Source organism: Lysinibacillus sp. G1-3, from assembly GCF_056322905.1.
In genome coordinates this window covers 106,121-125,101 of the sequence record NZ_JBWHYQ010000012.1, presented here as the reverse complement: position 1 = coordinate 125,101, position 18,981 = coordinate 106,121, and the positions used below count along the sequence as shown (strand labels likewise).

The window sequence follows — 18,981 nt, the reverse complement described above, 5'->3', positions numbered from 1 at the left end:
TAATACATACTTGAATGAAAAACTACGATTCGGTTGGTAGTCCGGATGCATCATAATTTTGATGTCAATAACCTTCCCCTCCTTGGGATGTCCATCATTCGAGTTTAATTTTAAGGAGGGACCTACTATGAAACTAACCATTTGTTATGATGGACAATTTTATATAGGGCTAATAGAAAACATTTCCGAAAACAAATACAAAGCATACCGGTATTTTTTTGGAAAAGAACCTAAAGATCAAGAAGTCTATGATTTTGTAAATACGAATTTGTTGGATTTTATCAAACATAATGATAAACATAGCGGAATACCTATCCAGCAGAAGAAAGTAAAAAAAATCAATCCTAAAAGACTTCAAAGGAAAGTAGCGAAAGAACTAAAAAAACCTAGTATTTCTACTAAGGCTGAAGAAGCGCTTAAAGCAGAATTGGAACTTAGAAAAAAAGAAAAATCTGTTACCTGCAAACGACTAAAAGATGAACATAAAGAATATATTAGGAATATCAAAGTTCAAAAGTCTAAAAATAAACATAAAGGTAGGTAATTCATTCTTTTTACTGACAACATTAGTTGTCAGTTTTTTTATTCGTTGATTACTGTATATTTTCTTTCAGATATTCATTCAATATAGTTATGAAATTTACAGTTTCACTTTGATATTTCTGTTTAAAGTAACTTTCTACTCCTTCTAGATCAACTCAACTGCTTCGTTAGCACAAGAAGCGATCGCTCTAATTGAACAATCGGCATCACGTTAATAAACAAGACGGAAACAACATTTTTCCAATTTACTTAAATTACCCTTATTTATCTTAAGTATTACTTGTAATTTGGAGCTTTGGCATATAAGTATATAATCTAAAGTTGTAGCTACAAGAGGAATCTGCTACATTTGCACTTATCGACTGTTTATTATATGGTCCATATATGTATGCTTTGAGAGAACAAGATGATATATTTTCTACTACGGTTTAAAACTTTAGTTTTTCAGGTGATGGATTTTTTGAAATGATCTTTAGAGATATTTCTGGTTATTGTGATAGTAATTTTGGCTAAAAGCCCCCTGTTTGTTAAGTAGTTAATTTCTATTCAAACAATGGAACGTTTGGTTCTATCCCATAACAATGAACAAGCATAGAGTTTAATTGCCCTCTGTGATGATAAACATGAGCTAGGATCTCTAATAACCATTCATATCGTGAGTATGTTACACCCCAATAAGAAGTAATTTTCTCATGAAGCTCGACTTCTGTATAATTCATATATTTATCTTCTAAAAATTGATAATTTTTTATCAATGCATCTTTCATCTCATTTAGATTCTTATATGAAACACTTAAATAAAACTTTTTCATCTTGTCTTGAGATGCCCCATCTGAAATAAGTGAATCAGCTACACAAATAATAGCAATATGTTCTAGCAGCTCTCCTATGGAATACTTGCTAGGTGTAGGTCTTTTTTTCAAGTCATGTTCTGCTAACTTTTCTATCATCTCAACTATTGTCGTTATAGCAAATTTAATTTGATGTAATGCGCTTTTACAATATATATTCATCTTATCCTCCTTAAGTTAATTAAATTAACAATAACACTATTTGGGTTAATCTGTAATATCAAATTTATCTTTAAAGATGCCTTTTTGACTTATTCTCCCTTCTCATTGCATTAAAGCCTTTCCCTAGTTTCACCTTATAGTACAAATCGATCATTTCCTCTAAGGCTTATAAACATATAATTCTTGCTGACACCATTTATGAGATATACTGAAAATTAATGAATACTAAATCAATCCGCGAAAAAGAGTGATTCTATTGACTAATGGGCATAAACCTATCAACTTGCAATACCGTAAAATGCGAATAATTTATTTGATAGCTATTGCTATCACCATTTCACTCGGCTTAGCTTCAAGAAATTGGAGTACCCTACTCCCATCATTTGTAGCGCAGAACGCAGGGGACATACTATGGGCTATGATGGTCTATTTCGGGTTTCGATTGCTGCTAGTGCGTAAAAGCGCCCTCACAGCTATCTTGCTCAGTTTTTTGTTTAGCTTCGGCATTGAATTTAGCCAGTTATATCAGGAAGATTGGATTAATCAGATTCGAGGGACTACGCTCGGGGCTTTGATACTTGGCAAAGGTTTTCTTGTAGAGGATTTGGTTCGATATTCAGCAGGAATCATAATTGCTACTATTTTGGATACGGCGACAATTAAGTTCACGCTTCGAAGTTACATGAAAAATCGCTAGAGAATTATATTAAGTCTCTAGCGATTTTATATTTAGGGTTATATTAATGAACCATATTTTAAATGAGCAATCTTTATTACAAACCAATATGAAGAATGGTCATCGTCTATTCATTAATCCAATTGATGAATTCTTTATCAAAAATATCTGGTTCTTCAAACATTGGGTTATGGCCGCTTTTTTCAAAAACGACCTTCTTCACATGTTCAAATGAATCGTCAATTACATCCCAAAGTGAAACAGGTGCGACTAAATAATCATACCTTCCTAACCCTACAAAAATAGGTTTATCTAAGTGAGCCATAGATTGAATTAGATTTCGTTCAGCAAAAGCTACACCCCAAAGATAATCAATAACATCCATATTTGTATAGACGCCATCCCACATATAAGCAGCATCGAATGTATAATCATAAAAACTATGCGCTCCCATACGAATACACATATGCACAAATCTTCTCTCTGGATCATTGTGAATGTCATTCTCTAACAAAGCAATATCTTGCTCAAATTGCTTTGTTCGTTCAGCACTAGCCGTCTCATTAAAAAATGAAAAACTTTGTTGCTGTCTCTCCTGACTGTTTGTTGGTGCTGAATTTAATAAAATGACCTTCTGAACATATTGAGGATATTTTTCGGCATACGCCAAGGCCATAAATGCATGTCCAGAATGTCCTAAAATGATAAAATCCTCAAGCTTTAATAATTGTCTTGTTGCTTCGATATCCTCGATAATTTTATCCAAAGTATAATCTTCTTTCTTTAAAGCACGTGGTGGCTTCACAAAACCTCTATGATCTAAGAAGATAAATTGAAAATGTTTATATAAATTTTCAGAGAACAAGTGTGGATAATATACACTGCTACCCACTACCAATATCGGCTTACCTTGTCCCTTCACATAATATTTTAATTCAAATCCTTCATTTAAAATGCTTTGATAACTATTCATTATAATGTCCTCTTTTCTTTTTATATCGAAGAGCTATCATTTAATGCTCTTCTTTTTATCACTCCCTTTCTATTTTATGTTCACGTGTTTTCTCCATAGAACGCTCCAGCATCCTACCTCACCTCTCATTATTATTTTGTATGTTATTTAAAAAGCCTTTTATTGAACAATAATATATTATATTTCCCCTATCAAAATGCCTGATAATATAGAAAAGTAAAATTTTTAAAACATGAACCAAGTATACAATATGAATTTAACAGTTTAAAATTATTAAATATTAGAAAAATATAGAAAGTTAGAGGGTACAAGAAAATGGATAAACAACTACAACACATCATAACCTTGCGGGAGAATGGTCGATTGGAGGAAGCAAATCAATTAATGGTAGAACTAGTTAAAGAAGAGCCTGAAAATGGATATTATCAATTTCAATGTGCATGGACATATGATTCATTAGGAAAAGAAAATGATGCTATCCCCCACTATGAAAAAGCGATAAAACTAGGGCTCAAACCAGAAATTTTACTAGATGCTTATGTAGGGTTAGGAAGTACTTATCGTACATTAGGGCAATATGAACAGGCAAAACGTATTTTTGAACAAGCTTTAAGTGAGTTTCCAGAAGCCGAACATGTAAAGGTATTCTATGCTATGGCTCTCTATAATCTCAATGAACATTCAAAGGCAATGGAAATTTTATTAAATACTGTAGCCGACACTACTAATAATGAAGGTATAAAAGACTATCGTAAAGCTATAAAGTTTTACAGTGATAAACTTGATCAAACGTGGGAATAGCTAAATAAACGCAGAAAAGATCAGGTTCCTATTTGGTAACCTGATCTTTTCATATTACTTCACAATATTTGTTTTTTTATCGGTAGAAATAATTGCAACAAATAATATTGAAATTATACCGCTAAAGAAAAATAAATAACTTAAAGGAATTAAAAAGAAATTTCTTTCTATGAGGCTACCATCTGGCAGCATTTCATCCCCGATAAATCCCTTCGTAAATAAACATAAAACTCCTATTAAAATCGGTAAAGTTGCAAGTATATATTTTTTCATCGTTCTTCTCCTATTATTCATTATCCTCATTTTTTCTATATTCCAAAATGTCACCTTGTTAACAGTCTAAAACTTCGCATAATTTTTTCTAATGTAGAAAATTTAGCGGCATTTGCCTTTCATTTTTCAAGATAGAAACATTCGCCATTGTATTTCCTAGTTCGTTTACACACCCCAAATGTTATCCTGCTTTATCTCACTTGCTTTTCTTACTAAGTCTAGTAAAACATCCTTGCCTATTTGTGGCCTACATAAATAAAGAACAATAAACCAAATAAAGCACAAAATACAATTATCAATTTTACCCATCTTGATACTTCTCTTTGATTCATAACTTGCTAATGACATATTATCTTGTTATTCATTCTAAGTCAATAATTATTTATCGTAAAACAATAAATAATTATTGTAACTACACATCCTTCCCCTTTTTAGCCAAAATGCTTGTTAAATTAGTGAAATATGATAAAATAAGAACACACATTCGCACTCCCTTGATTTTCTTCACGGGAATATTTTGTTATAAAAATAAATTGGGTGCGAGAATACATCTTAATAATATAAATACAAATGTCGGATAATCTGTTGTTTTAACAATAATATAACGGCTGCTCGGACAAGCAACCGTTATTCTTTATATTTATAGTGCTTTGGATGCCTGATGAATTAGAGCAGCTACCATTTTATCCATTTGTGCAAAACGATCATCTTTTGTTTGACCGTTGACGTATCGATAATAGATTTGCTGACAAATTACAGCTAATTTAAAGTAGGCAAATGTAATATAATAATCGATGGTCGAAACATCACGTCCGCTTTTCTCTGCATAGCGATTTATGAATTCCTGACGTGTGTAAAACCCTGGTAAAGTCGTTATTGGTGGTTCTCCAAATGCGTATAGTAACATTTTTGGATCATCTGCATGCATCCAATAGCTCATAGCTACCCCTAAATCTGCTAATGGGTCCCCTACAGTTGTCATCTCTAAATCAAAAAGACCAATCATTTCAGAGTAATCGCCGGAAAACATAGCGTTATTAAGCTTGTAATCATAATGAATAATAGTAGCTTCACCATTAGAAGGTACATGGTCTTCTAACCAATTAGTCAACGCTGCTACTTCAGCATGTTCTGCCGTTTTCGCTTTGTCATAGCGCTCAATCCACCCATGTACTTGCCGTTCCATAAATCCTTCTGGCTTCACCATATCTTTTAATTGCGTTTCCTTATAGGGTATTGCATGAAGAGCTACAAGTGAATCAACCATCTTTTCCGAAACGAGACGTCCTAATTCCTCCGTATTATCAGTGCCAGATGGGAAATGAGTATCTAGTACGATACCCTTTTTGCGTTCCATTAGAAAGAAATCACTGCCGATTATATCTCGATCATCAACGTACACATACGGTTTAGGTACTGCAGATAAAAATGGATGTAATGCCGATATAATCGTAAACTCACGTTTCATATCATGCGCTTTTTTGGCAACTGGACCATGTGGTGGCCGTCGAAGAACCACTTCAAATTCGCCTACTTTTAGGCAATAAGTCAAATTTGAATGTCCAGCACTAAACTGTGAAATTTCTAGTTTCCCCTTTGGTAATTCCGAAAATTGACTCTTTAAAAATGAGTGTAATTTCACTTCATCTATACGTTCACTTGCCCTTACTTGAATCGTATCCATTGTACCCCTCCTATCAATTATGCCTCGGCATAATTGCGTCCAGAATTGGCTTTGTCCTTGCACAAAGAACTCCTTACCGATTCTGTGACATCCGCCGGAGGCTTTAACTTATTTCAGCGGTGTTTGGACACCCGATGAAAAGCAACTTAAATTTGCATTCATCTCACCACTATTGAGGTGGGAGACTTCTGTACCTGTCGCTTCACTTTCGCTACAGAAAATAATTGCTGAAAGAAGTTAAATGATTGAGCTCATACCGCCATCCACAACTAAAACATCCCCCGTAATATAATCTGAGGCCGCTGCGGCTAAAAATAATGCAACACCTTTTAGGTCATTTTCAGTTCCTAATCGTTTTAACGGTGTCACGCCCATTAAATAATCTTGTCCGCGCTCAATTAAAACCTTTGACATTTTTGTTGGGAAAAATCCTGGAGCAATCGCATTTACATTAACGCCATATGGTCCCCATTTTACGGCTAAATCTTTCGTTAGCGTAATGACCGCGCCTTTACTTGCGTTATAACCAATTGTATCCATGAATTCAGGTAATGTACCACCAAGCCCTGCAACCGAAGCGATATTGATGATTTTTCCACTCTTTTGTTCTAGCATTATTTTGCCAACAGCTTGGCTCATTAAAAATGTACCATTGACGTTAACATCGAAGACTTTTTGCCAAGCTTCATATGGCATTTCAACAGCAGGAGTACCCCAAGACGCCCCACTGTTATTGACTAAAATATCAATTTGGCCGAATGTTTCAAGCGTTTTTGACACTACATTCGCTATATCTTCTGGCTTTGTTACATCACAGGCAAGCGCTAATGTTTGTACACCTAAATCAGCTAATTCTGCCGCTACCTCTTCGCATGCCTCAACCTTTCTTGAGCAAAGTACAACGTTAGCACCTGCTTCTGCAAAGCCTTGCGCGATTTGAGCTCCAAGACCACGACCTCCGCCTGTTACGATGGCTGTTTTCCCTTTTAAGCTAAATAAATCTAGTACCGTCATTTAACCAGCTCCTCTTGTTTTTTGGCATGCTTCTTAAGCTCCAGCTTAGCAACTGTGTTACGATGCACTTCATCCGGTCCATCTGCTAATCGTAATGTACGGGAGTTTGCCCATTGTGCAGCAAGCGTCGTATCAGGTCCTACTCCAGCAGCACCGAATGCTTGAATCGCTCGGTCAATCACTCTTAATGCCATATTTGGCGCCACTACTTTAATCATGGCAATTTCTGCTTTCGCCTCTTTATTCCCTACTGTGTCCATCATATACGCCGCTTTTAACGTTAAGAGCCTTGCCTGCTCAATATCAATACGGGACTCCGCAATACGCTCGCGCATCACACCTTGGTCTGCGAGTGCTCGATGGAAAGCGTGTCGCTCACTTACACGCACACACATTTCCTCTAATGCACGTTCAGCGGCTCCAATAAGACGCATACAGTGGTGGATACGACCTGGCCCTAAACGACCTTGTGCAATCGCAAAGCCTTTTCCTTCTCCCCACAATATATTTTCAACAGGCACTCGAACGTTCGTAAACGTCACCTCACCGTGTCCTTCTGGTGCGTGATCATAGCCAAATGCAGTAAGCATACGCTCAATTTTCACTCCAGGAGTATCCATCGGCACTAAGATCATCGACTGTTGCTCATGGATAGGTGCTGTAGTATCTTTATGTTTCCCCATAAAAATGGCGATTTTACAGCGTGGATCCCCAGCTCCTGTTGTCCACCACTTATGTCCATTTAAAATATAATAATCGCCATCACGTTCAATGCTTGCCTCGATATTTGTTGCATCACTAGAGGCAACTGCTGGCTCAGTCATTGCAAAGCAGGAACGTATTTCCCCACGTAATAACGGCTCTAGCCATTGTTTTTTCTGCTGTTCTGAGCCGTAACGCACAAGTACCTCCATATTTCCCGTATCTGGTGCATTACAATTAAAAACTTCTGGTGCAAGTAAAGAGCGTCCCATTATTTCACATAAAGGTGCATATTCTAAATTCGTCAAACCTGCTCCATATTCGCTATCTGGTAAAAATAAATTCCATAAGCCCGCTTCTTTTGCTTTTTGCTTTAATTCCTCCATAATTGGCGGAATCGCTCCCCAACGATCCTCCATTGCCTCTACCTGTGCAGCAAACACTGCCTCGTTCGGATAAATGTATTGCTCCATAAAATTTGTCAGCTTCTCTTGCAGTTCTACTACTTTTTCGCTATAAGAAAAGTTCATAAAAAAGCCCCCTTTGTTTGAACACCAAAATGACAAATGAATGAATATTCATTTTTATTCTTACATTAAATGTTACCGCTATATTTCTTGTAAATCAATGTCTATTAATCAAAAATTTGAATTATAGAGAAAATTCATACTTAATATAAGATTTTAAGCAAATAAGTCATCACATTACGATAATATAACTCAAACCAAAAATTATTTTGACATAATATGTATATTAAAATCAAAATAGCTTCTTTTGATTAAAAATTTTATGATTTGGTATTTTCATAGTCGCTTTTTTTACTTTAGCTCATCATCATAGCATGGGGTTGATTTCCGTTCCACGATGTTGGTCACGAAGGCGTTATCACAGGACGTGATGGTTTTAGCCTTCGTTCCTCTATTGCTGATCCCCAAGGAGTCGCCAGTCTCCACTACAATCAACATATTCACATGACATGCATTTCAAAATGACATCTCAAACTTCTGATGAAGGACTAAAACTTATAAGAAATTCCCTTGTATGGCTCATTACCATAGCGTGGGGTTGATTTTCCTAGGTCGTCCAGTGAGCCTCTTCTTTTTAAAATTGGTAAGCGAAAAGTAAGATAAAAAGAGTAACTTCCCATTCAAAGAAATTACTCTTTCCAATTATATTAGTCTCTAACATTTTAATGCGTTTTGCCTACTGTCATAATATCAGTAAGCAATTGACGAATAGCTAAAGGTAGATGACGGTTTTTTAAATACACAACATACACATTTCGTCGCAAATTAGGACAATCTATTTCTTTTTGTACAATCGTTTTAGCTGTAGGACCTTTTAAATAATTTTCAGGTAGAATGGTAATCCCTAAATTTTCACGTACAAGAGACACAGCCGTTTCAAAACGTTCAATTTCAAATTGTATATTAATGTTTTTGTCAGCCCTTGCGAATGCATCTAAAATATCTTGTCTCGTTTGAAAGCCCTCTGTACTTATAATAAATGGCTCCTTACTTAAATCAGCGATCGTCAACCTTTCCTTTTCTGCTAAAGGGTGATTTAATGGTAAAACGGCTACAAGTCTCTCTTCATATAAGTATTTAACTTCGAGATCCTCATCTTCCATGATTTGATTTGTAATAATTAAATGTGTTTTATAGTTTTTAAGCGATTTTTCCACACGTTTACTTCCTAAAATATCTACTAGATGAATCATCATTTGGGGATAATCTTTTTTATACTCTGTAATGACTTTTGGGAGCCAATGCTTAATCGACTCCATAATGCCGATCGTTATTTCGCCCGTGCCTCGTACGATGACCTCATCCATTTCTATTTTTAAAACTTCCATGTTTTTCAATATAACTTTTGCTCGTTCATATAAAAGCTCGCCCGCTTCTGTTAATTGAAGGTTTCTAGTATTCCTTTCAAGTAAAGGTGAACCAATTTCTTGCTCTAATTTTTTGATTGCATTACTTAGAGAAGGCTGAGAAATATGCAGTTTTTCAGCAGCCTTCGAGAAATTCATTTGCCCCGCAACTGCTATAAAATATTGCAATTGTTTAATATCCACAACAACACCCCTTCCCATTTATAGTTTAAAGCTATAGATTAATAATAATTATATATTAGATATTATAATTATGCGAATATATAATTTATTCATAACAATATTTTCACTACAATAATATTGGAAACGGAGTTGATACTGATATGTATACAGTGACAGATCAAAAACAATGGAAAGGTCGTATAGATTCAACTACTAATACGAGTAGTTTTCGTTTACATCAAAAAGTAAAAAGAATTCCTATTAATGATGTCAGTGCCTCAGATAATCACCATGCCGGGATTGTTGGCTTTATTTGTGATGAAGGTGTACGTCGTAATCAAGGACGTATAGGCGCAGCAAGTGCACCTAATGCTCTGCGAGAGGCATTATCTAGCCTACCTTGGACATTTGATGATGAACAGCAAATTATTGATGTTGGTAACGTTATTTGTCTAAATCATGCATTAGAAGATGCACAGCGTGAGCTCGGTGAAATTGTCAAAACATTGCTAAATAAAAAATTACAATGTGTCGTGCTTGGCGGAGGACACGAAACACTATACGGACATTACTTAGGCGTTCGCTCAGCGTTACCTAAAGATGCAGAAATTGGGATCGTCAATATCGACGCTCATTTCGATTTACGACCATATGATGAACAACCATCGTCTGGCACTATGTTCCGTCAGATTTTAGAGCAGGATCCACATGCCGATTACTTTGTTCTAGGCATACAACGTTACGGTAATACAAAAGAGCTATTTGATAAAGCAGATGAGTTGAATGTAAATTATGTGTTAGAAGATAACCTGACGTCAGAAAATATGGCGCAAATCTTACATGATCTTCAGCAATTTATGGATAATCATGATTATATCCTTTTAACGTTATGTATGGATGTGCTAAACGCTGCATTTGCACCAGGAGTCAGTGCTCCATCACCGTTTGGACTAGATCCAAAAACTGTTCGCACAATACTTCAAACAGTAACTTCGCATCCAAATACACATTCTTTTGATATTTGTGAGGTAAATCCTTCACTGGATGAGAACGGACACACAGTTAAATTAGGTGCTTATTTTGTTTATGAAGCACTAAATCACTTACTTAGGAGACATGGTTCATGATCGAATTTAATCAAATTACAACAGTATTTCTAGCGGTTGCCCTATTCGCATTGGGCAGCTGGCTTATTAATAAAATCGGTTTTTTAAAAAGGTTTTGTATACCAGCGCCTGTTGTTGGTGGCTTACTATTCGCCGCATTAGCAACAATTCTAAAGACAACAGACGTCATAGAAATTTCGCTTGATACGTCGTTACAAAGTTTATTTATGATTACTTTCTTCACAACAATTGGTTTAGGGGCTAGCTTTAAACTTGTGAAGCTTGGTGGAAAATTATTAGTTATTTATTGGTTAGCTTGTGGTTTCTTAGCTTTAATGCAAAATGTTATTGGTGTGTCACTTGCTTCACTAATGGGGATTCATCCATTAATCGGTATGATGGCTGGCGCTGTTTCTATGGAAGGCGGTCATGGTGCCGCTGCAGCATTCGGACAAACATTAGAAGAGTTAGGTATTTCTTCAGCCATGACAATCGGTGCGGCGGCAGCTACATGTGGTTTAGTTGCTGGTGGCTTAATCGGTGGTCCTATTGTAAAGTACTTAGTTGGTAAATACAATTTAACGCCAGATGAACAAGAAACTGAAGAAGTTGATTTTGAAAATAAAAATGAACAAATTACATCTGATTCATTCTTTACACAAGTATTATTCATCACGTTCTGTATGGCAATAGGTACATATGTTGGAACATTATTCTCAGAAGCTACTGGCTTCGTACTCCCTGGCTATGTTGGTGCAATGTTTGTAGCTGTCTTAGTGCGCAATATTATGGATAAAATTAACCCTGAAGCGATTAACATGAAAAGCATTTCTTTAATCGGCGATGTAACATTAGGGATCTTTCTTTCTATGGCCCTAATGAGTATTAAATTATGGGAAATTGCTGATTTAGCACTTCCATTATTCATTATTGTTTTCGCGCAAGTATTCTTCATTGTCGTATTTAGTATCTTTGTATTATTTAAGATTCTTGGTAAAAACTACGATGCTGCAGTTATGGTTGCAGGTTTCGCCGGACACGGCTTAGGGGCAACGCCAAATGCGATGGCTAATATGTCAGCAGTTGTCCAACGCTTCGGTCCATCGAAAAAAGCATTTCTTGTCGTACCAATTGTAGGAGCGTTTTTAATCGACGTATTCGGTATTCCAATTATTATTACGACTATTAATCTATTTAAATAATCAATAAGGCCGTGCAATTGTCATAGTTAGACAGTTACACGGCCTTATTTTATTGCCTATAGTTTATTGTAATATTTCACTAACAGTTACAAATTCATAGCCTTGCTTTTGCAAGTAAAGAATTACATTTTCCAAACCATTTGCTGTCGTTTGATGAATATCATGCATTAAAACAATGCTGCCATCTTTCACTGATGCTTTCACAGACGCTAATATTTTATCAGCATTGCGATGCTTCCAATCTAATGTATCGATTGACCATAGAATAGAAGGCATTGTAATGACAGAACGAACTTTATCATTCACTGCACCATATGGTGGACGGAAAACCGTTGGATATTGACCGATGGATGCATAAATAGCATTGCTAGTTCGATCAACCTCTTGTTTAACATTTGCTGGCGATAAGCCTGTTAACTTTGGATGGTTCCATGTATGATTACCTATTTCATGACCTGCCTCATAAACTTTCTTTACGATTGCTGAGTTTTTAGAGACGTTTGGCCCAACCATAAAAAATGTTGCTTTTGCATTATATTTATTTAAAGTCGCTAAAATTTGTGGGGTAACTTTTGCATCTGGCCCATCATCAAATGTTAAAGCCACACGTTTCTTTTCCCCTTTCGCTACTGGTACACCTTTGTTATATATTTTATTACCAGGTATTTGGATATTTGCCAGCTCTGAAGCTTTCACATAGCCCTTTTGTTCACCTGCTTCTACATAAGCCCAGCCAACTAGCGTTGTGTACTGTTGAACGACTGTTTTATTAGCAATCGTACCAAGAATCTCGCCATTTGGGCTAGCAGTTAAACGAAGCACAGCGCCATTAGCAGCATTTACTCGTTTTGTTGTCGCAACAGGTTTCTTTAAAGAGTTTGTTGCAACATAGCCTGTTTGATGACCATATTGAACAAATGACCAACCTCCAGGTGCTGATCCATATACAAAGATAATACTGTTTTCATTTAGCAGTCCCGTTTTTTGTGCATTGGGACTAGGATATGTAAATAAAGATGTTCCGCCTTTTTGCGTCACTAAATAAATTTCAGGTGTAGTGCTTACTAATGCTGCCGTTTCAACATATCCCTCTAGCTGTTGCACTTTAATTTGAGTCCATTTCTTACTTACAGGTGTAGCTGTTACATAACTACCTTTCGTTATTTGACCAATTTCGGTACTTTCTAAGGAAGGTTCTTCATAAATTGCTGTGTCTTTAGCTACTGATTGAATAACAGATGTACCCCCAGCATTTGCAGCTTCATTATCTACAAACACAATACTAATTAAAAATGTCAAAATAATTGCAAAGGGTAAAAGTTTTTTCATTGTTCTACACCGCCCTTTTCATCACAGATGTCTTTTCTCATGTGCTTTTTCTATTAAAGTATAGAATTCGACTCTAATTATAGATTAATAGATTGTACCAGGAAATAGTAGGAATTAACTAGTTATTGTGAATAAAAATGGAACACAGTATAACGTAGGATTGATTTCCGTTTCGGGCTGGGCGCTTTCCTAGAGTTGCCCAACCTCCACTCCAATCAAGTAATAAAATACGGCATATTGTTGAATTGTTTGCTTATTTTTTTCTAAAAAACTTTCAATGATCACATAACACCTCCCCTCTTAAATCAAAAACTGATCGATTATCCCTAGCTATCCCATATATTTCGAAAAAAGGCTCCCAAGACGCCTTTTTTCAAGTGTTTATGTGTGCTCCCTATTAAGAAGACGGTTGAAACGATTAAAAAGTTGTTATTTCTTCATATTTTTCCCTACAGCGAATCGTACGCTGTCAGAGCATCTTCAATATGGAATGGTGGTGTCCAGGCCTGCCCATCCGCATTCGTCGTCACGAATATATATCGTTTATCATCTTTTTCGATTATTGACGCTAAGCAAAGACCCGCTTCAGGTGTATAGCCCGTTTTCCCTCCCAATATTGCACCTTCTCCGCCTGGTATTTTGGTCAAAAGTGAGCTTGTTATCGTTAATGCATTAGGCACATGAGTACTATAGCTTTTTGAAGTCAAAATTTGATAAAAGATAGGATTTTCGATAGCATAACGAAACAGCTTGCTAATATCTCGTACACTGGAGACATGAGCAGGATCATGTAATCCGCTGGTATTCACAAAATGAGTATCATTCAACCCTAATTCATGTGCTTTATTATTCATTAATGTCACAAATGATTCTTCACTTCCTGCAATCGCATCCGCAAGTGTTCCTGTAGCATCTGCCCCAGAAGCAAGCAATGTACCATATAATAAATCCTCTATCGTCACAAAATCTCCTGCCTTAAAGCCAGCCATGGAAGCATTTTGAGCAGTAAATTTAGAAATCGTTTGTGGTTCAACGATTGTTTGCTTCTGCAGATCAGTAGTCATTTCAATGGCAACAATCGCTGTCATAATTTTCGTTAATGATGCAGGATAAATAATGGCATCTGCATTTTTTTCGAACAATATATCTCCTTTTGCATTCAGCAACAACGCATTTTTACTATGCAACGAAGGTAGCTCTATTTCGGTTTGTTCCGTTGAGTTATTTGTAAAATAAAAAAAGAATACAACCGCACATGTAAAACAAAATACGACAAATTTCTTCATAAAAAAACGCCCCCCACTCATTATAATAGGAGGCATTTATGAATATTCCTGTAGGAAATTTATGAAGAAATTTTTAAGATTTTTTAATTAATTTCGCCTTGGTGTAATTGCGTCAGGAGACTTTATCTTCATTCTTCTCCACCTTCAAAGGTAGGAGTCTTCTGTACCTGTCGCTACACTTTCGAGAAAAAACATTATAAATGAAGATAAACATCATCAAAATCTGAACATATTCTAGTGATCGTATTATCCGTTAATTTAAAAAATACATCTTGAGACACTTCTAGCTTCAGTGCGTCTTCCTTTTTTAAATCTGCATAAATTCCTCGTAAAATACGACCTGTTAGACCATGGGAAATAGCAATCACATTTGGTACATGTTGAATGTCTATTAACCAAGTACTTAGTCTGCTCACTACCGAGTCATAAGCTTCTCCATTAGGCGCATTAAAATACCAGTTATACACATCTGTATTTTGAAAAAGGTTTGGCCAAGAACTTTCAATTTCTTTCGTTGTTAACCCAGCCCATTGTCCCACAGCAACCTCTGTTAATCGTTCATCTTTTTCAACTTTTTTCACATCATATCCTATTGTTTCACAAATGATTTCAGTACTTTGCATCGCTCTTCCTAATGGACTCGACACAATTTTCCATTCATCAGGATTTCCAATTAAACTTTTCAGCATTTGTGCGTTCTGTTGTACTTGTTGTACACCCATTTCTGTTAATGAAGTATCGAGCTCTCCTTGGTATCGTCCTTGTGTATTAAATTCCGTTTCCCCATGACGGAGTAAGTAAATCGTTTGATTCATTATTGTTTCCCCCTATAAATTCTCCCGATCTGTCTCTTATTTTAAAATACTAATAAGATATAGACAATTCCAAAGAACAAACATAATGGACTGTAGATCCAAGTATCGTATTTAGCAAACTGTGAATGTTTTATTTTTTTGAAAAATCCAACGTAATTAAAATCACCAATCGCCCGAATAGTAAAAACGATAGCACAGATAATACTTCCGATTTTTGAAAGGTTATTTGCTTTGAAGCCCAGTAAATAATCACCTTGCACAACGATAATGATACTAGCAAATAGAATAAGAATGGCTACGAATAATGTGCCCCATTTTCTCGGCGTAAATGCAGGTTTATACTCTCCCTTTCTCACTGGGATTACAGCAGCAGAACCCCATCGCCCTCCAAAAGCCCAATACACATGCAACAAACTGATAAACCACAGAAACCCCACAGCTATTAACGGTAAAATTGATTGCATATAGTTGCCTCCAATGTCGTTACCCCATAACATACGTCACCGTATGTTATACGGTTAAATTTGTCCCTTCAAGTTCTATAACTATATTAGGGACATTTAAAATCGTGTATTCAATTATTCCCGGCATAATTGCGGCCGGATTCGGTCATGAAATTTTGTGCAAAAGCGTAGTGCTAACGTAGCGACAGCAAAAACAGATATTTTGTCAATCGCTGAAAGAAGTTAAAAGTTCAACCATTTTATCAATATCAAAATTAGGATTTTCTTCAAACCTTGTCATCCATCCTACATACGTTAAATAGGCAAGTCTGGCTCTATCAATCGATTCAGCATTGTCTACACCCTTTTTTTGATACAATTTCGCAACGCACGAAATTCTTTGTTCTTCAATATTCACTAAGCGTTCTGCAACAACAGCATCATATTTTGCCCAAGTATAAATGCCAATCTCCATCTTTTTATCTCGATTAAAACTAATTTGTAATAGCTGCTCTAATGAGGCATCCGGTTGCTCCATACTTTGAACAATGAGCTTTGTTGCATGTACTTCCCAATAGTCAAACATAGAATCTAACAGCTCTTGATGGTCACGAAAATAGTGATAAAAGCTCCCTTTACTTATTTTTAACAATCGAGCAAGTGCTTCGACGCGAACTTTATGTATTCCTTCATCAGCTAATTGTTGTAACCCTGCTTTTATCCAATCTTCCCTCGTTAATTGCATGTTATCTCTCCAATAAGATACGGTTGCGTATGTTTTTAGCTAGATTACTACTACTTTCATTTTTTGTCAATTATCATTCTGTTTATGTACTTTAATGTTATTGTTGATCGTAATATTTATGTTCATTACCCTTGGTAAAATACAAGCGCATATTAATATAAAAGCTAAAAGTTTTTTCATCTTTCTCTCCTTTTTTCATTTTATTGATCATATTTTTTTGTAAATAGCTGAGGCTAAATTTTAATTTATTCCTGGCCTCAACGATAACTTATGAATCATGCCTCGGCAAATTGCGTCCGGAATCGGCTTTATGCTTGCAAAGAACTCTTTCCGATTCTCCGTGACATTCGCCGGAGACTTGGGCCAACAGATGTTTTTTGTGCGAAAGCGAAGCGGCAGCAACAACAGGTTTTGTCTGTGCGAAAGCGTAGTGCTAACGAAGCGGCAGCAACAACAGGTTTTGTCTGTGCGAAAGCGTAGTGCTAACGAAGCGTCAGCAACAACACGACGTTGGTCACTCAGTAGATGCCACTTAGCCTGAGTTCCTTTATTTCAGCGAGTGTTTGGACACCCGCTGAAATAAGTTAAAATGTATTAGCAAATAGATTTTCTGCTTTACCTAGTAAAATATCTTGCTCTGTAAATTCCATTAATTCTTCTCTTGTAACGTCTTTCTGTTGAATTAAGCGGTTTGACTGAATAGTCACGAGCTTTTCAAATAAGTTTCGTATGTAACGACCGTTCGAAAAGTTAGGAATGGATTCGACGGGAATTTGATGTAATTGCTCCTTCATATGGTGTGCAAATACGTCCCGATACTGGTAATCATTATTTTTACATAGCATGGCAAAAATATCATAAAGCTCATTTGTGCTAAAGTTATCAAACTGTACAAAGTGATTAAAGCGCGACTTAAATCCTGGATTAGCGAGCAAAAATCCCTCCATGAGCTCTGTATAACCAGCAACGATCACAACTAAATCATCACGTAAATCCTCCATTGCCTTTAATAGGCTATCAATTGCTTCTTTACCAAATGCGTCCTGTTTATCATGAATTAGTGAATAAGCTTCATCTATAAAGAGCACGCCGCCCTTAGCTTTATTCACAACTTCCTGGACCTTCAAAGCTGTCTGACCAACATACCCTGCTACTAAGCCGGCACGATCCGTTTCCACAAAATGACCGCTAGAGAGTACACCAAGATGCTTATATATTTGGCCTATAATGCGCGCCACTGTTGTTTTTCCTGTACCAGGATTTCCGGAGAACACAAGATGATAGGTGATTGGAAAGCTTGTTAAACCATGGTCGACACGCAAGCTTTGAATTTTTATGAAATTGATTAAATTATGTAACTCCTTCTTAGCATTAGGAAGTCCTACTAGCCCATCAAGCTGCTTCTGTAATTTTTCAATCTCTCGTTCTATTTCTGGCGTTATTCGTAAACGTTCATCGTTAATGAATTCACCACTATAAATAATTTTCCCTTCGTTATTAAAATAATCTCCTCGGCCGTGCTTTGCTCCATTTACAAGTTCCCCAATATAAGAAGCCTGTCCATTAGCATAATAAAGAGTACCCTGTCCTGTCATAGCATCCTCTTTAAATTGTCCCTCCGATTCAAGTACACCTTGTCTGGAATAGTTCTTACCTTTCCCATGCTTCATATCCTCAAAGAAATAGCCATCGTACAGAAGGGATGTTACACCCTTTGCAAGCTCCTCAGCACTTGGCGATTCTGGTGCATAATACAGCTTTCCTGCCCCTTGCATATGATTCCATATGAAATCACCTTCATATTGTAAAAAACCACTTGGATAGTATTGCTTTCCCTTGCCTTTCTTCATGCCATGAACAAAATCACCCTCATATTGTGGTTGATTTAAATGCGGGTACAGTTCACGAAGCTCTTTAAATGGGGCAATACCATCTTCCTCATAATATAAAACCCCATAACCTTCCATCAAATCATTACGAAATTGCCCCTCGTAATATATGTGACCGCTCTTATATAAAATACCATTACCTTGTTTTTTATTTTGAATAAATTCGCCCTGGTATATTATTTGGCCTTTTAAATACATGATGCCGTTACCTTGCTTCATATGGTTGATAAATTCTCCCTCGAATAAAAGCTCACCTTCTTGGTCAAATAGCGTACCCTTTCCATCATAAATGTCATGACCAAAGTCATTTTTCTTCACACCGCCACGATACATTAATGTACCATCTGGATACAATATCTCTTTTTCTTCATGATTATGCGTCATTTGGTTGCCATCCTTTATCCATTCAGTATATGCTCAATTATAGCGTG

At 36.3% G+C, this 18,981-nt stretch carries 18 protein-coding genes; 5 read left to right on the top strand and 13 right to left on the bottom strand.

Going from position 1 to position 18,981, the window contains the following annotated elements; translation table 11 throughout:
• Positions 1-127: 127 nt before the first annotated feature.
• Complete coding sequence (locus tag ACVYAD_RS14560) at positions 128-544, top strand: YjdF family protein (protein WP_476426938.1); 417 nt, start codon at positions 128-130, stop codon at positions 542-544.
• A gap of 541 nt (positions 545-1,085) precedes the next feature.
• On the opposite strand, the gene ACVYAD_RS14555 is transcribed toward ACVYAD_RS14560, so the two are convergent.
• Positions 1,086-1,556, bottom strand: coding sequence for a DinB family protein (locus ACVYAD_RS14555; protein ID WP_476426937.1), 471 nt, complete (start codon positions 1,554-1,556; stop codon positions 1,086-1,088).
• Between the two features lie 298 nt (positions 1,557-1,854).
• On the opposite strand from ACVYAD_RS14555, the gene ACVYAD_RS14550 reads away from it, so the two are divergent.
• Positions 1,855-2,253 carry a ribosomal maturation YjgA family protein gene (locus ACVYAD_RS14550; RefSeq protein ID WP_476426987.1) on the top strand — a complete coding sequence of 133 codons (399 nt, stop codon included), beginning with the start codon at positions 1,855-1,857 and terminating at the stop codon, positions 2,251-2,253.
• A gap of 106 nt (positions 2,254-2,359) precedes the next feature.
• Here the strand turns inward: ACVYAD_RS14550 and ACVYAD_RS14545 are convergent, their stop codons facing one another.
• Complete coding sequence (locus ACVYAD_RS14545; protein ID WP_476426936.1) at positions 2,360-3,205, bottom strand: alpha/beta hydrolase; 846 nt, start codon at positions 3,203-3,205, stop codon at positions 2,360-2,362.
• 315 nt (positions 3,206-3,520) lie between these two features.
• On the opposite strand from ACVYAD_RS14545, the gene ACVYAD_RS14540 reads away from it, so the two are divergent.
• Positions 3,521-4,006, top strand: a complete 486-nt coding sequence (locus tag ACVYAD_RS14540; RefSeq protein ID WP_476426935.1) for a tetratricopeptide repeat protein — start codon at positions 3,521-3,523, stop codon at positions 4,004-4,006.
• A gap of 54 nt (positions 4,007-4,060) precedes the next feature.
• On the opposite strand, the gene ACVYAD_RS14535 is transcribed toward ACVYAD_RS14540, so the two are convergent.
• From ACVYAD_RS14535 to ACVYAD_RS14515, 5 genes are all read right to left on the bottom strand, one after another.
• Positions 4,061-4,279: a DUF3955 domain-containing protein gene (locus tag ACVYAD_RS14535; RefSeq protein ID WP_476426934.1), complete on the bottom strand. Its 219-nt coding sequence runs from the start codon at positions 4,277-4,279 to the stop codon at positions 4,061-4,063.
• Between the two features lie 640 nt (positions 4,280-4,919).
• Positions 4,920-5,963, bottom strand: a complete 1,044-nt coding sequence (locus ACVYAD_RS14530; protein WP_476426933.1) for a phosphotransferase family protein — start codon at positions 5,961-5,963, stop codon at positions 4,920-4,922.
• Between the two features lie 237 nt (positions 5,964-6,200).
• The gene (locus ACVYAD_RS14525; RefSeq protein ID WP_197140615.1) at positions 6,201-6,977 is read right to left on the bottom strand and encodes an SDR family oxidoreductase; all 777 of its coding nucleotides are present in this window, start codon (positions 6,975-6,977) and stop codon (positions 6,201-6,203) included.
• Positions 6,974-8,209: an acyl-CoA dehydrogenase family protein gene (locus ACVYAD_RS14520; protein ID WP_476426932.1), complete on the bottom strand. Its 1,236-nt coding sequence runs from the start codon at positions 8,207-8,209 to the stop codon at positions 6,974-6,976. Before ACVYAD_RS14520 ends, ACVYAD_RS14525 begins: the two co-directional genes overlap by 4 nt.
• A gap of 659 nt (positions 8,210-8,868) precedes the next feature.
• Positions 8,869-9,756 carry a LysR family transcriptional regulator gene (locus ACVYAD_RS14515; RefSeq protein WP_476426931.1) on the bottom strand — a complete coding sequence of 296 codons (888 nt, stop codon included), beginning with the start codon at positions 9,754-9,756 and terminating at the stop codon, positions 8,869-8,871.
• 140 nt (positions 9,757-9,896) lie between these two features.
• Between ACVYAD_RS14515 and hutG the strand changes: the two genes are divergently transcribed.
• Positions 9,897-10,862, top strand: coding sequence for a formimidoylglutamase (gene hutG / locus ACVYAD_RS14510; protein ID WP_476426930.1), 966 nt, complete (start codon positions 9,897-9,899; stop codon positions 10,860-10,862).
• Positions 10,859-12,043: a sodium/glutamate symporter gene (gene gltS / locus ACVYAD_RS14505; protein WP_476426929.1), complete on the top strand. Its 1,185-nt coding sequence runs from the start codon at positions 10,859-10,861 to the stop codon at positions 12,041-12,043. The genes hutG and gltS overlap by 4 nt, the downstream gene beginning before the upstream one ends.
• 63 nt (positions 12,044-12,106) lie before the next feature.
• On the opposite strand, the gene ACVYAD_RS14500 is transcribed toward gltS, so the two are convergent.
• From ACVYAD_RS14500 to ACVYAD_RS14475, 6 genes are all read right to left on the bottom strand, one after another.
• Entirely contained in the window at positions 12,107-13,372 is a 1,266-nt protein-coding gene (locus ACVYAD_RS14500) for a polysaccharide deacetylase family protein (RefSeq protein WP_476426928.1), read from the bottom strand.
• 449 nt (positions 13,373-13,821) lie between these two features.
• Positions 13,822-14,658 (bottom strand): D-alanyl-D-alanine carboxypeptidase family protein, encoded by an 837-nt coding sequence (locus tag ACVYAD_RS14495; RefSeq protein ID WP_476426927.1) that lies wholly within the window; start codon positions 14,656-14,658, stop codon positions 13,822-13,824.
• 194 nt (positions 14,659-14,852) lie between these two features.
• Positions 14,853-15,473, bottom strand: coding sequence for a histidine phosphatase family protein (locus ACVYAD_RS14490; RefSeq protein ID WP_476426926.1), 621 nt, complete (start codon positions 15,471-15,473; stop codon positions 14,853-14,855).
• Positions 15,474-15,514: 41 nt separating this feature from the next.
• A complete protein-coding gene (locus ACVYAD_RS14485; protein WP_349658186.1) occupies positions 15,515-15,937 on the bottom strand; it encodes a DUF3995 domain-containing protein in 423 nt (140 codons plus the stop codon).
• A gap of 205 nt (positions 15,938-16,142) precedes the next feature.
• A complete protein-coding gene (locus ACVYAD_RS14480; RefSeq protein ID WP_476426925.1) occupies positions 16,143-16,661 on the bottom strand; it encodes a TetR/AcrR family transcriptional regulator in 519 nt (172 codons plus the stop codon).
• Between the two features lie 584 nt (positions 16,662-17,245).
• Complete coding sequence (locus ACVYAD_RS14475) at positions 17,246-18,934, bottom strand: AAA family ATPase (protein ID WP_476426924.1); 1,689 nt, start codon at positions 18,932-18,934, stop codon at positions 17,246-17,248.
• Between the last annotated feature and the right edge of the window lie 47 nt (positions 18,935-18,981).